10 protein-coding genes are annotated in these 13758 nt (G+C 67.7%); 1 reads left to right on the top strand and 9 read right to left on the bottom strand.

What is annotated here, in order from left to right; translation table 11 throughout:
- Positions 1-36: 36 nt before the first annotated feature.
- The 4 genes from tssM to tssJ are packed head-to-tail and all read right to left on the bottom strand — an operon-like array spanning position 37 to position 6886.
- Positions 37-3648, bottom strand: a complete 3612-nt coding sequence (gene tssM / locus BPET_RS20830; protein WP_012250991.1) for a type VI secretion system membrane subunit TssM — start codon at positions 3646-3648, stop codon at positions 37-39.
- A complete protein-coding gene (locus tag BPET_RS20835; protein ID WP_012250992.1) occupies positions 3645-4928 on the bottom strand; it encodes a DotU family type VI secretion system protein in 1284 nt (427 codons plus the stop codon). The genes tssM and BPET_RS20835 overlap by 4 nt, the downstream gene beginning before the upstream one ends.
- Before the next feature lie 19 nt (positions 4929-4947).
- A complete protein-coding gene (tssK, locus tag BPET_RS20840; protein WP_012250993.1) occupies positions 4948-6282 on the bottom strand; it encodes a type VI secretion system baseplate subunit TssK in 1335 nt (444 codons plus the stop codon).
- 58 nt (positions 6283-6340) lie between these two features.
- Positions 6341-6886 carry a type VI secretion system lipoprotein TssJ gene (tssJ, locus tag BPET_RS20845; RefSeq protein ID WP_041863121.1) on the bottom strand — a complete coding sequence of 182 codons (546 nt, stop codon included), beginning with the start codon at positions 6884-6886 and terminating at the stop codon, positions 6341-6343.
- Positions 6887-7106: 220 nt separating this feature from the next.
- Here tssJ and BPET_RS25555 point away from each other — a divergent pair, with 220 nt between their 5' ends.
- Entirely contained in the window at positions 7107-8276 is a 1170-nt protein-coding gene (locus BPET_RS25555) for an FHA domain-containing protein (RefSeq protein WP_012250995.1), read from the top strand.
- Between the two features lie 17 nt (positions 8277-8293).
- Here the strand turns inward: BPET_RS25555 and tssH are convergent, their stop codons facing one another.
- The 5 genes from tssH to BPET_RS20880 form a co-directional block, all read right to left on the bottom strand.
- Complete coding sequence (tssH, locus tag BPET_RS20860; RefSeq protein ID WP_012250996.1) at positions 8294-10993, bottom strand: type VI secretion system ATPase TssH; 2700 nt, start codon at positions 10991-10993, stop codon at positions 8294-8296.
- A 33-nt stretch (positions 10994-11026) separates the two neighbouring features.
- A complete protein-coding gene (locus BPET_RS20865) occupies positions 11027-11413 on the bottom strand; it encodes a DUF2195 family protein (protein WP_050978269.1) in 387 nt (128 codons plus the stop codon).
- Complete coding sequence (locus tag BPET_RS20870) at positions 11403-11924, bottom strand: tlde1 domain-containing protein (RefSeq protein ID WP_012250998.1); 522 nt, start codon at positions 11922-11924, stop codon at positions 11403-11405. Before BPET_RS20870 ends, BPET_RS20865 begins: the two co-directional genes overlap by 11 nt.
- A complete protein-coding gene (gene tssG / locus BPET_RS20875) occupies positions 11921-12997 on the bottom strand; it encodes a type VI secretion system baseplate subunit TssG (protein WP_151209074.1) in 1077 nt (358 codons plus the stop codon). The genes BPET_RS20870 and tssG overlap by 4 nt, the downstream gene beginning before the upstream one ends.
- Before the next feature lie 71 nt (positions 12998-13068).
- Positions 13069-13728 (bottom strand): DUF3540 domain-containing protein, encoded by a 660-nt coding sequence (locus tag BPET_RS20880; RefSeq protein ID WP_012251000.1) that lies wholly within the window; start codon positions 13726-13728, stop codon positions 13069-13071.
- Between the last annotated feature and the right edge of the window lie 30 nt (positions 13729-13758).

Raw genomic sequence — 13758 nt, forward strand, 5'->3', positions numbered from 1 at the left:
TTCCGTCCAGAACCTGTTCACACGGGATGAAGCCACTTACTTGCCAGGGCAGGCGAACCCCTGCATCTCGGCAAGATGGAAAGGACTTTTCACGCTGCTGGCCGTGATCTCCAGCACCACCTTGCGGCCATTGATGTCGAAAGTGGCAATCGTCACCTCGGGCGACGAACCGCGCCGCAGCTGCGCCTTGTCCAGCAGGCGGTTCAAGGCCCACGGCCCCGATGCCGACAGCCCGGCCGGGCCGGCCTGCGGCGTCAGCTCGATGCGCGCCTGGTTGGTGCCGCGCGGCCCCGGCCATTGCACATTAGTGGCCACCTGCGGCCCATGCGCGTAGCGCACCGTCTGGCCGTCCACATCCATCAGGAACTGCGTGATCTGGGCATCCATTTCGAGCGGCCGGATCGCAACGCGGTACGAAGGCAGCGGGTTGCCCGCGGTGAAATACACATCTCGGATGACGCTGGCGCGTTGGAACGAATCCAGGTAGGCCGCCTTGTCGCCCTGCTTGCCGTCGATGCCCGGCTTGAAACGCCAGCGCGACCCGGACACGTCGATCTGCGAGGCCAGGTGCTTCTGGAAGAAATCATCCATCATGCCGTTGGGCCCGAACAGCCGCGCCATGTCGTTGGGCGCCACATCGCGCGACGAGCCGCTGGCGAACGGATAGCGGCCCGCGATCGACTGCCGGCAAAACACGCCAATGGTCGCCGTCACGGTGTCGCCCATGCGCTCGCGCGTGGCCTCGGAGATTTCGCCCGACGCCTTCACCGACAGCGTATTGAGCAGGTCGCGCAGCGGCTCGGGCAGGCGGCCCGCTTCGGCGCGCAGCTTGGTGACCACGTCCGAGCCCGGCGCCGGGCTGGCGCTGCGCAGCGCCGCGTCGGCCGCCGTCAGGTAGGTGTACAGCTCATTGATCAGACCGGTGGTGGCGGTGATGGCGGGCGGCGCGCCCTGGCCGTCGCTTTGCGCCAGGCGGCGATACGGTTCGAAATGCAGGTCGACGATGCGCTCCAGCTTTTCGTCCGATGCATCGGCGCGCATCGCGGCGCTGGGACCGGTAGGACCGAACATCTGCTCCAGGGCCTCGCGCGTGCTGCTGACCCGGTTGCGCGCCTGATCCATCAGCGACTGCCCGTCGCCAGTGTCGCGCAGCAGCGAAGTCTCTCGCGCCACCCCCTGCACCAGCTTCACCAGCGGCGACTCTGGCGCGGACAGAGTGCGCGCCATCTGGATATTCTGCAGCAGCGAGGTAGTGGGCGCCAGCTGCAGGTCGTTCAGGTAGCCATCCCACTGTTCGACGTAGTCGTTCATGTACAGCCGCTTGATGTCCACGATCAACTGCTGCTGCGCGCGCTGGTCCAGAATGCCCGGCGCCTCGATGTTCAGCACCCACGCGTCATCCTGGCGCAGCAGGTCGGCCACCCGCGTCACGCGCTGGTTGAACACTTTCCAGTAGCCGTTGTAGCTGTACAGCGACGGGATTCCGTCGGTCAGCGGCTTGCCGCTCTTGCGCACGAACACCGCGCTGGCCTGCGGCCCGCCCAGCGTAATGGCGGTCTGCTGCGGCCCCTGGTCGGTGTTGGCCAGCATGCGGCGCAGGCGGCTGTAGGCGCGCTGGGCCAGCGTGTAGCGGGCCAGCCGCTCGCGCGCCTGCTTGACCAGCTCGTCGTCGCGCGGGAACGGCGACGACAGCACGCGGCCCTGCACCAGATTGCGCAGGTGCAGCGACATCAGGTCGTACTGGCGGCGCGTGTAGCCCTCGGGCAGGGTCTTCTGCATGTCGGACAGCAGCCAGGCATGCATGAACTCGGCATCGTAGTGGTCGGCCTCGTAGAGCATCAGGTAGGCGCGCAGCGCCTCATACGAGAACTCCAGATCGTCGGGGGCAGCCTTGCGCAACGCGGTCTCTACCCGCCGGGCGATCTGCGGCACCAGCACCTGTTCCAGCGTGCCGCGGTACACGCCCTGCGCGGCCGCCTGCACCTTCTGGCCCTGGTACAGGCCGAACTGGTAGTTCAGGGGCGGCGAATCCAGTTCGAAGTTGGCGTGGCGGGGCAAATACCAGAGGCTGTCCAGAAACGGCATCAGGCCCAGCACGTCGCCCGCCTGGGTGATCTTGATATCGCGGCCCAGCTTTTCCACCGTGGGCACGCGGCGCGATACCTCGGCCACATAAGCCTTGTTACTGCGGTAGCTGACCACCCAGCCCACCAGCAGCGCGACGAACAGCGCGGCGATCAGGCCATAGCCGGCCCAATGCAGGCGGCGGTAGCGGCGTTCCCAACGCAGGTTGCGCCCGGCCAGGCCCGCCTCGCGGAAAATCACGTCCTGCAACAGGCCCTTTAAGAAGTAGCTGCGGCCGTCGCCTTCGCCCGGCACGCTGGCCGCGGGCGCCGGCCCGCCGTCGATGCGCAGATAGCGCTTCAGATAGCCGGTAACCTGGTCGAACGTCTCGCCACCCTGCGTGCCGCTGGTGAAATACACGCCGCGCGGCACCAGGCGCGCCTCGTACTTCGAGGTGGCGAACACGTCGCTCAGGAAGTGCCCCAGTACCGCCTGCAGTCCGGCGAACTGCTGCGGCAGCATATAGGCAAGCGCGCGGCGCGATGCGTCGGTTTCGGCGGCCAGCACTTCGGGCAGCGCATCGTCCAGGCGCCGCTTCAGCAATTCGTACTCGGCGTGGAAGGCGTCATACAGATCGAAATCCGCTTCCTGCGTGCGGGTGTACGGCAGCGTGAAGCCCCACACCTGCGACAGGTCTTCGCGGTTGAACGATGCGAAGTACTCCTCGAAGCCCGACAGCAGGTCGGCCTTGGTCACCAGCACATATACCGGAAACTGGATACCCAGCTGCTCGCGCAGCTCTTGCAGCCGGCGCCGCAGCACCGCCGCGTGCTGCACGCGCTCGGCATCGGACGCGGCCAGCAGGTCTTCGACGCTGACAGTCAGCATCGCGCCATTGATGGGCTGGCGGCCGCGGAATTTCGACAGCAGCCGCAAAAAGCCCTTCCACTCTTCCTCGTCGCCGGTGGCGTCGCTTTCGTGGGTGGTGTAACGGCCGGCGGTATCCAGCAACACTGCATCGTCGGTGAACCACCAATCGCAGTTGCGCGTGCCGCCCACCCCGCGCAGCGCTACCTTGCCAAAGCGGTCGGCCAGCGGGAAATTCAGGCCGGAATTCACCAGGGCCGTGGTCTTGCCGGCCCCCGGCGCGCCAATGATCACGTACCAGGGCAGCTGGTACAGGTACTGCTTCGAAAAGCGGTCGAGCGACAGGCGCCGTTTGTTGCCCTCGAAGCGCGTCTTGCGCAGCAACTCCACCGCCTCATTGAAGCGCTCTTCCAGCTGGCGGATCTCGGGGTTGCCGGGCTCGGGCTCGGCCTTTTTCTTGGTTGCCGGCTTGCGCAACTGGCCCAGCAGTTGCGCGTTCAGGCGGCCTTCGCGCCATTTGCGCCACAAGATGCGCAGCAGCCACAGGCCGAACAGCACGGCGATGACGATGATGCGCGTCGTCTCGCTTTCCAGCGGCCGCGTCGCGCCGATGGCAAGCAACGGGCCGGCGATCCATATCAGCAGCGCCAGGGCCACCAGGCCGAAGAAATTCCACAAGCCCCGGCTGAACAAGAAACCGAATACGTTATGAATCATTGCCGCGCACCCTCGACCGTATCTTCCCGAGGCACCGGCGGCACCATCAGCGTGATTTCGACGCGGCGATTACGCGACCGCCCCGCCGCCGTATCGTTGGGCGCCACCGGATCGGCATCGCCGCGCCCCTCGGCGCGCACGCGTTGCGGATTGTCCAGGCGCGCTTCCAGCAGTTCCTTTACCGCATCCGCGCGCGCCTGCGACAAGTGCCAGTTCGACGGGTAGCGCGCGCCGCGCATGGGAATGTTGTCGGTATAGCCGCGCACCAGGATGTTGCCCTGGGTCTCGCGCAAGGCGTCAGCCACACGGGACAGCACCGGCAGGTACTGCTCGCGCACCTCGGCCGAGCCGGATTCGAACAGGCCGTCGCCGCGCAGCACCACCACACTGCGGTCGACCTCGTCACGTACCGTGACCAGGTCGTCGCGGATCTCGGGTGCCAAAAATACCGCCAGCCGTGGCGACGGCGCGGGCCGGCGCGTCGGGGCAATCTGCACGGTGGGCGGCTTCACATTGCTGATGGCCGTGAATACGGCATCCGACTGGTTGCTCAGGCTCCAGGCCAGCCCCCAGTAGATGGCCAGCGCCAATACGGCGGCCAGCGCGCCGAATACCCATAGCGGCACCGGCAGGCGCCGCAGCTGAGTCTGGGCCGGCACGTCCTGCCAGTGCGGCGACAGCGCTCGCGGGTACTCGCCGCGCGCGCTGCGCAGAATGCGCAGCAGGCGCTGGCGCAGCGTCTCGAGCTGCGAGCGGCCATTATCGGCTACCCGGTAACGGCCTTCGAAACCCAGCACCAGGCAGTAGTACAGCAATTCGAGCAGGTCCAGGTGCTGGCTGGGGTTCTGCGACAGTTTGGCCAGCAGCTGGAAGAACTTCTCGCCGCCCCAGGTTTCGTTGTGGAACGTCACCAGCAGGCTATGGGCCGACCAGACGCCGTTGCCTCCCCAGGGCGTCAGGGCCGCCGCCTCGTCCAGCGCCGTGCACAAACAGTAGCGCGCCCCCAGGATGGTTTCATTGGAAATGCCGGCCTGCTGGGCGCGCAATTCGAACTGCCGGATCTCGTCCAGCAGGTGTTCGCGCAGCATGGCCGGCGACGGGTGCGATGTGGTGGCGCGAATCTGCGGAATCAGGTCAAGCAGCGGGTTGGCCGCCGCCACTAGCGGATTCGAGCCGCTGATCACATATTCGTAAGGGCGCAGCCGGCTTGATGCCGACGCGGAGCCTTCGGGCATGCCTGAACCCAGCGGGCCGGGCATGGCGGTATCGGAAGCGTGCATGATGTCTCCGGCCGGGGTCCTAGTCGCGCAACGCCCAGAATTCCATGGACAAGCCGGGGAATTCGCCGGCCAGGTGCAGCGCCAGCGCGCCCGTGCGCTCCAGCTGCTTCCAGAAATCCCCACCCTTGTCCAATTCGAAATACACGTGGCCCGCGCTGTACGGAATCTGCCGCGGCGCCACCGGCAGCGCGCGCACCGTCACGCCGGGCAGCTGCAGGTGCACCAGGTCGCGAATGCGCTCGACGGGGCCTATCTTGACCTGCGCGGGGAAGCGCGAGCGCACCGTGTCCGACGGCATGTCGGCGTGCACCGCCAGCACGAAGCCCGCCGTGCGCAGCAGTTCCAGGTCGGGAATCTGCGCCACGCGCACGCCCTGGCCGCGGTCCTGCAGCGGGATCTGCAGGGCATGCTGCTCCAGCACCGCCGACAGCGAGCGGCGCAGCTCGTTCATCAACATCTCGAACGTGGTCTGCAGATCGTCGTGCCGGTATTCGGGCAGCACCTCGGGGCGGCGCGACGCAGCCGTGTACGTGGCAAGGTCGCAGGCCAGCATCAGCCAGTCGTGGAACAGGCGCTCGGGGTGCAGCCACTCGGCCTGGCGCGCGTGCCATAGCGCGCCGATGTAGCGGTTGACGGTTTCCAGCAGCATGAAGTCGGACACCTCGGACACGCCGCCGCGCCCGGGTTGCGACAAGCGCATGGCCAGGGCCTCGCTGCGCGCGTTCAGCAGGCCGTACAGCTCCTGCACGAAACCCAGCAGCAACGGATGCGCGCCAGCCGCCAGCCACGGCGGGATGTAGCGTTCGTCCAGCACCACGCGGTTGTCCGCGCGGCGTTCGATCACCCGGACCACGCCCAGGCCCAGCCATTCGTCGCCCAGGTCGGTTTCGAGCATCAGGCGCAGCCGCAGCCGGCCCAGCTGCAACAGCGCCGGCTCCAGCCCGACCGAGCCGGAATCTTCGACCTCGGCTTCCTGCACCAGGTAGCGCGCCAGCGAATCGGCCTCGTCTTCATACTGCACGTCGGTGGCGCCCGGCCGAATGCGCGGCAGCGCGAGCATGACGCGCACGTCCTGGGCGTGCTCGGGCACTTCCAGCGCCTGCGGCGCGTCATCGGGGTGTGAAAATTCAAACGGCGTGCCGTCGGGCAGCACGCCGCTGGCCTGCGTGAGCACCAGCTTGCCCACGGCCAGCGCGTCACGGTCCAGGGCGAGGTGGCTGAACCCCCAGAAAAACCCGTGCAGCGAAGCGGCGCGCTGCTGCAGCAACCCTTCCAGGTAGCGCTCGAACTGCTGGAAATGCTGAGGCCGCAGGAACATCCCCTCGGACCATACGACTTTGCTCTTCTCTGCCATGGCTATGCTTGCGTTGAAGTTGCGGGCAGGCGCTGGCGGCCGGCGCACCGGCCCGCGCCTAGAACGGCCACCAGGAACGCTCCCGGTCGACCACGGCCAGGCTGTTGTCCTTGACCGACACCTTGATCATTTCTTCGTTGGGCGAGAACTGCCATACCTTATATATATTGGTGTTCTGCGCTTCGGGCAGCGGCACGACCAGCCGCCAGTGGCTTTTCTCGAGGTCGCGGTAGGCGGCCACAATGCCCACGACGCGGGCTTGGGCGCTGCCGGAATACTTCAGGGTCTTGGTTTCGCCCGGCCGCAGGATGGCCTGGTCGGTGTTCAGCAGTTCTTTGCCTAGCGCGGCCTGCGGATCGGATTGCAGCGAAAAGAAATCGCGCGACTCGAAAGCGCTGGACGAGGTCAGTTCATAAACCGTGATCTGCACTGGCGACGGGCGCCCGTGCACGTCCGGATTCACCTGCGGATCAGCGGTCAGCTCGATGGCATAGGGAACAGGCACCTGCCTGGCGGTGGAAGAACACCCGGCCAGCAGCACCAGGGCAGCAAGGCTCGCGCAGAGCCCTCTCACAATAGAAATAGCGGTCTTGCGGAACACCATAATTCGCGGAATGCCCCCTGGGATTATGGAGAAAGCGTGTATGACAAGGGAAAAACAAGAAACTGTCGTGCAAATACAGAAATAGTTACTACTGTTACGGAACCCCCCTGGGTTTTTCGCGCTTGGATATATTCCGGAAATCATTTCTGCCAGCAACGGTGGCTATCATCGGGGCGTTCGCACCCGCATCCATGCGCGCGATGCACCGGAGATTTTCTGCATGAGACTCACCGTACAGCCACGTAGCGACGACCCGGGCTCCGCCCCGCTGTCGGCGGTATTCCAGGCTCCCGGCGGCACGCTGGGACGCTCGGCCGACAACCACCTGGTCCTGCCCGACAACGACCGCGGCATCTGCCGCATCCAGGCCGCGTTGCGCATCAGCGACGGCGCCTGCTATCTGGTCAACCTCAGCGGCATGAGCCGCGTCAGCATCAACGGCCGCGCCATCACGCGCGACCAGGAAGTGCCGCTGGCGCCGGGCGACGAACTCGCCATCGGCCCATACACGCTCAAGGCCGAAGACCCCGACGCGCCCATGGCCACTGCCCCGGCAGCCATGGCTGCGGCCGCCGCCACCGCCGCGGCATCCGCGCAGGCCGCGCCGCCCGAGCCCGATCCCCTGCTCGAAAGTCCGTTGCTCGAAGGCGCCGATCTCGCGCCCCCCGATACGCACACCGTCCATCCAGCCTCCCCGCCCTCCTATACGGCGCCGGAAATTTCCAAGACGCCTGACACCTATATAGAACCCACGCCCGCGACACCCGCCCAGGCGTCCGACACGCTGCCGGCCCCGCCTGCGCCAGACACCCGCGAGACCGCGGACACTGCGCCCGAACCGGCGCAACCGCTGCCCGAGCCCCCCGCGCCATTTCCCTCGGCCCCGGCGCGATTTGACGCGCCGTTCGCCGACCTGGATCCACCCCTGGCCGCCGAGCCCCAGGCACCGCAGTCCGACCCGGCCGATGTATTCAGCGACCTGTTCGGCCCCGGCACCCTGCCGGTAGGCAGCGTGCCCGACGTCTCGGCGCACCCGTTCGACCTGGAATCCGCCCAGGCGCGCAACCCGGAAGACCCGCTAAGCCAATTGCCGCGCGGCGACGCCAATGTGCGCGGCCCCCTGCGCGACCCGCTGGACATGCTGGGCAGTCCCGACGCCGATTCCGCCGACAGCGTCTTCTCGGACCAGACTCCCTCGACGCTGCCCTCGCACGACCCGCTGGACCCCCACCGCTCGGATCCGGTCACCGACACCCTCACCCCGCGCCCGCGCGATGACAGCGCCCACGCCGCGCGCGACCATCTGCGCGAATACGGCGGCTACATGCGGCCCGCGCGCGCACGCCAGCCAGAAGAGCCCGACGCCGCCGGCAAGCCGCCGCGCAAATAGCGGCGCGGCCCGCGCCACTATTCGTACCGGTAGCGGAAGTCGCCTTCGGCGGCTTCCAGCGCCACCGCGCGCACCTCGCGCCCTTCCATGGATGCGGTCAGCAGCTCGCGGCTGATCTGCGGCAGCACCGTATTGGTCAGAATCGCATCGACCATGCGGCCGCCGGACTCCACTTCCGTGCATCGCGCCACCACCAGCGCCGTGGCCTCGGGGCTGACAGTAAGCGCGATGCCGTGGTTGTCGAGCAGCCGCTGGCGCACGCGGTCGAACTGCAGATCCACAATGCGCGCCAGCATCTCGTCCGACAGCGGCATATAAGGCACTGCCACCAGCCGCCCCAGCAAGGCCGCCGGAAACGCCTTCAGCAGGGGCTCGCGCAGCGCCGCCGCCAGGCCATCGGCATCGGGCATCAGCGCCGGGTCGCGGCACAGGCTGGCGATCAGCTCGGTGCCCACGTTCGATGTCAGGATGATGATGGTGTTGCGAAAATCGATATAGCGGCCCTCGCCGTCTTCCATCCAGCCCTTGTCGAACACCTGGAAGAAGATCTCGTGCACGTCGGCATGGGCCTTCTCGACCTCGTCGAGCAACACCACGCTGTACGGCCGCCGCCGCACGGCCTCGGTCAGCACGCCGCCTTCGCCATAGCCGACGTATCCGGGCGGCGCGCCTTTCAGCGTCGACACCGTGTGCGATTCCTGGAATTCGCTCATGTTGATGGCGATCAGGTTCTGCTCGCCGCCGTATAGCGCCTCGGCCAGCGCCAGCGCGGTTTCGGTCTTGCCCACGCCGCTCGGACCGCACAGCAGAAACACGCCAACGGGCTTGTTCGGGTCCGTCAGCCGGGCGCGCGAGGTCTGGATGCGCCGCGCAATGGCCTCCAGGCCGTGGCGCTGCCCGATCACGCGCTGCTCCAGCGTATCGGCCAGTCGCAGCACCGACTGGGCCTCGTCGCGTACCATGCGGCCCACCGGGATGCCCGTCCAGTCAGCGACCACCGACGCCACAGCGGCCGCGTCCACCGCGGGATAGATCAGCGCGGCTTCGCCCTGGCGCTGGGCCAGTTCCTCCTGCGCCTGCGCCAATTCAGCGCGCAAACGGGCCGGATCCTGCGCGGGCGTCGCGGCGGTGGGGTGTTCTCGCGCCCCGACCTCGCCCTCTGCGGCGGCGGCGGCTTCCACGGTTTCGACAGCCGGCGCCGCGTCCTGGTCCAGCGCCCGGCGCAGCTCGAATACCCGCGCCGCCAGCGCACGCTTGGACTCCCAGCGCTGCGCCAGTTCGGTTTCGTGGGCGCGCGCCTGGGCCAGCTCGCCGGCCAGCTGGGTCACGCGCGCTTCGGCGCCGGCTCCCAGGCGGGCTTCGCGCGCCGCAATGCGCTGCTCGATCTCCAGCGCCTCGATACGCCGGCGCGCGTCTTCCAGCGCCGCCGGCACCGCATGCTGGCTGACCGCCACGCGCGCGCAGGCGGTGTCCAGCAGCGCCACGGCCTTGTCGGGCAACTGCCGCGCGGGAATATAGCGATGCGACAACGACACCGCTGCCTCGATGGCCTCATCCAGCAGCAACACCTGGTGATGCGCCTCAAGCGTGGCCGCCAGGCCGCGCAGCATGCCCAACGCGCGCGGTTCGGCCGGCTCGTGGATCTGCACGACCTGGAAGCGCCGCGTCAGCGCGGGATCTTTCTCGATGTATTTCTTATACTCCGACCATGTGGTGGCGCCGATGGTGCGCAACTGCCCGCGCGCCAGCGCGGGCTTGAGCAAGTTGGCGGCGTCGCCCGTGCCGGCCGCGCCGCCCGCCCCCACCAGGGTGTGGATTTCGTCGATGAACAGCACGATGGGGCTGGGGCTGGCCTGCACCTCATCGATCACGCCACGCAGGCGCTGCTCGAACTCGCCCTTCACACCAGCGCCTGCCTGCAGCAGGCCAATGTCCAGCAGATACAGCGACACCTCGCGCAAAGGGGGCGGCACGTCGCCGCTGGCCAGGCGCAAGGCCAGGCCTTCCACCACCGCGGTCTTGCCCACGCCGGCTTCGCCGGCCAGCAGCGGATTGTTCTGGCGGCGCCGCATCAGAATGTCGACGATCTGGCGGATTTCCTCGTCTCGTCCCGACACGGGGTCGATCTCGCCAGCCCGCGCCCGGGCGGTCAGGTCCACGGCATACTTGGCCAGCGCCGAGCCGCCCTCGGCGGGCGCGCCGCCGCCGGCCACCGCCTCGGCCGGCTGGGCCGTGGCATCTTCGGGCGACCCGCGCACAATATCGTCCAGCTGTTCCAGCAGCACATCGGGCACAATGCGCGAGAACTGGTCGGACATGCCCAGCAGCACATTGCGCAGGGCATACGTCTTGACCAGGCCGGCCATCAAGTGCCCGCCGCGGATGCGCCCGGCGCCATAGCGCAACGAGCCCAGCACCCAGGCGCGCTCGACCGCATGGTCGATGTGTTCCGACAAATCGGACACCGAACCCGCGCCGCGCGGCAGTTGGTCCAGCGCGGCGGTCAGGTCCGCCTGCAGCGCCCCCATGTCGAGGTCGAAGCGGCGAGCAATGCGGTGCAGGTCGCTGTCTTGCGTGTGCACGATCTGGTGTATCCAGTGCACCAGCTCGACATACGGATTGCCGCGCAGCTTGCAGAACGAAGTGGCGCCTTCCAGCGCCTGGTACAGCAGCGGATCGAGTTTGCCGAAAAGATCGAGGCGGCCGATGTCGGACATATCGTTATTGTGCTCAGCGTCAGGGTAAGGGAATCAATCGGGCGCGGCGCAGCCCAGCGAAAGCACCACATTGCGGTCGCCCACCAGTTTTTCATCGCTGGCCAGGGTCAGGGTGCGAGCGCCCGACTGCTTGACGCGCAACGCTCCGCGCTGCAAAAAGCTGCGGTGCCCATCGTCCAGCTCGACGTGCGACGCATACGTGGCGATGGCCGATTTGCAGCCGCAGCGGCCGATGGACTGCTTCACGTCCAGGGCAGCCTGCAGCAGCACCTGCCCATCGGTGGTGGCGCGCATGCCCGGCTGCACGTCCACGCAAGCCGCCAGCGCATTCTCGACCTTGATGGCGCCGGCCGCCTGGGCCGCCGCGGCGCATGCCATGGCCGCCAGCGCGGCCGCCAGGCGTGGAAAGTTATTCGACAAGCGTGCCTCCATTGGTAACGCGGCCGACCGCATACTCGACCTTGATGATCATCGTGGCCTGGCGATTGCCGCGCGCGTAGGTGCGCAGCAGCGGAAAAATGCGGCCCTCCACTTCGATGCAGCCATGGCTGTAGCCCTTGGTGGAATCGTGCAGGTAAAAGCCGCCGCGCGCCGGCGCGCATCGATTGCGGGTAGCCGCGTCGGCCGGCTCCAGGCGCGCGCGGTTGGTGCCCCAGTTGGACCACGGTTGCTCGCAGTCGCCGGCCGCCGCGCCCCGCGGAATCGACTGTATGCCCCAGGCGGGCTTCAGGTTGCAGGCGTCGCGGCCATCGTCCTTGGCTACGCCCTGGTCGGCCAGGTAGATCTTGTAGAAACCGGGCGGCACCGGCCCGCTTTCCGCAGTGCACGACTCGCCCGGCAACTGGAATCCCGGCAGTCCGCTGGTGGCGCGGAAAGTGCCATGGCCGGGCCAGCTCACGCGCTGGCCGTCGTAGATCATGTCGTGGGTCACGCGGTCACCTCCTGTGGTTGGGTTGGGGTTGCGGCCCGGCGCGCGGCGCGGTCGCGGCTTTCGTAGTCCAGCAGCAGGTCGCGCGCGTCGCCCTGCTCGGACCGGCGCTTGCCTAGCCAAGACGACAGGCCCAGCGGCTGGGCCGCGCCCAGCGCCACGCCCCGCACATCCTGCCGCTTGAGCACCGGCCGCACATCCCACGCCAGCTCTACGCCGATGTAATCGCGCACCCAGTGCAACAACTGGCGCGCGCGCCGCCCGCCCGGCAAAAAACTGGCGTACTCGGCGCGTCCCAGCGGGCCGAGCTCGATGCGAAACTTGTGCTGGGCATCGCGCACCGCCGTGCCCAGAATGGTGTCCCTGCCCAGGCCCAGGCTGCTTCCCAGGCCCAGCCGTTGCGACGGCTCCAGGCGTATCCATTGCGGCACGAACTCCGCGATGCGCACCGGCACCGAGAAAAAACTCTGCAGAATCTGCTTCAGCCCCTCCGGGTTGCGCGTCTGCCGGACCAGGTGGCCGGCCATATAGAACTTGGCGTGGTCCATTACCGTATCGCGGCGCAGCAGCGACGGCATGCCCATGTGCAGCAAGCTGGCCACGTAGCGGGTAAAGCGCTCTTCCTTGCGGTCCAGGCTGACTGTGCTCTGCGCGTCGGCCCAGGCCCGGTAGAACAGCAGGATCAGGCGGTGATGGAATATGTCGGCGAACGCCGACAGCGTCTGGTCGCCGTAATGGTGCATGCGCTCGCGCGCGTACTCGGTCAGATGCAGCGGCAACGGGCCGTTCGGCCCGAACAGTCCGAAACTGTAGATCGACAGCTCCGGTGGCCGTCCGGCCCGCGCCGGGCGCGCGGCCGCCAGGGTCGACGGCGCAAAGGCCATCGACGGCTCTTGCCGCAAGCGTACCGGTTCGTTGCGAGCCACGGTATCGCGGCCCAGCGGCAAGCGCGCGCCGGCGCGCGCGTCGATCCAGCGCAGCGTATTGAACAGGTCGTGAGCGTAGGGCTCCTTCTCCAGCGCGCGCCAGAATCCGGGCGGCAGCCCGGACGCCCCGGCGCCGGGCGGCGGCGGCACGGCGGGCTCCCGCCGCGCCTGCCCGAGGTCGGGCGCGGCCTGTTCCGGTTCGGTCGCCAGGCTGGCCACGTTTACCCCATGTGAATCTGCTTGGCGTCGACCTTCACCAGGTTCTCGCCGGTTACCATGGTGTACGAGGCATGCACCCGGGCGCTCTTCTCGGCCCGGTAGTCCAGCGAACCGGCGCGCACATGCTCCACTTCCTCGGTCGTGCGGAAACTCACGCGCGACAGGAATGACAGGCGGTCCATCACCGCCTCGTACACCTTGCCGATCAGGCGCGTGGTGCCTACCGTGGCTGTCATCTCGGCGCCCAGGTATTTCATCTTCGCGGCCACGCAATGCGCATCCTCGGCCTGCACTTTCAACGACGCAGTATCGATGTTGACGGCGCCCCGCCCCGCCAGCCGCACCGCCTGTGTACTTTCCAGCGCCACGCTGCCCGCGCGCGAGCGCAGCACCATGTCGCCTTCGGTTTCCAGCCGCGCGACGCCCGGGTCGGCCTGCTCGATCACGGCGATCAAGTACACGCGCGCGGCGTCCGGGCCGCTGATCAGCACCTGGTCGCCCATCTGCGGCGCCAGCAGGCAGCTGGCTGCCTGCCGGGCGCGCCAGGCACGGCCATCGCAGTCGACAGAGAAACTGCCATCTTCTTCGCGACGTGTAACAGTGCCGATCAGGTGCACCGGATCGTAGACGGGGTATTGACGGTTGGCCGCAGCGCTTTTCATGGCACGATTCCTTTCAATCTCTCGGCCCCA

The organism is Bordetella petrii (assembly GCF_000067205.1).
In the GTDB taxonomy this organism is placed as follows: domain Bacteria; phylum Pseudomonadota; class Gammaproteobacteria; order Burkholderiales; family Burkholderiaceae_B; genus Bordetella_A; species Bordetella_A petrii.

Bases quoted from the DNA above. Each gene is read 5' to 3' on its own strand.
- tssJ (WP_041863121.1), bottom strand. From the start codon at position 6,886: ATGGTGTTCCGCAAGACCGCTATTTCTATTGTGAGAGGGCTCTGCGCG.
- BPET_RS20880 (WP_012251000.1), bottom strand. From the start codon at position 13,728: ATGAAAAGCGCTGCGGCCAACCGTCAATACCCCGTCTACGATCCGGTG.
- BPET_RS25555 (WP_012250995.1), top strand. From the start codon at position 7,107: ATGAGACTCACCGTACAGCCACGTAGCGACGACCCGGGCTCCGCCCCG.
- tssM (WP_012250991.1), bottom strand. From the start codon at position 3,648: ATGATTCATAACGTATTCGGTTTCTTGTTCAGCCGGGGCTTGTGGAAT.
- tssK (WP_012250993.1), bottom strand. From the start codon at position 6,282: ATGGCAGAGAAGAGCAAAGTCGTATGGTCCGAGGGGATGTTCCTGCGG.
- tssH (WP_012250996.1), bottom strand. From the start codon at position 10,993: ATGTCCGACATCGGCCGCCTCGATCTTTTCGGCAAACTCGATCCGCTG.
- BPET_RS20835 (WP_012250992.1), bottom strand. From the start codon at position 4,928: ATGCACGCTTCCGATACCGCCATGCCCGGCCCGCTGGGTTCAGGCATG.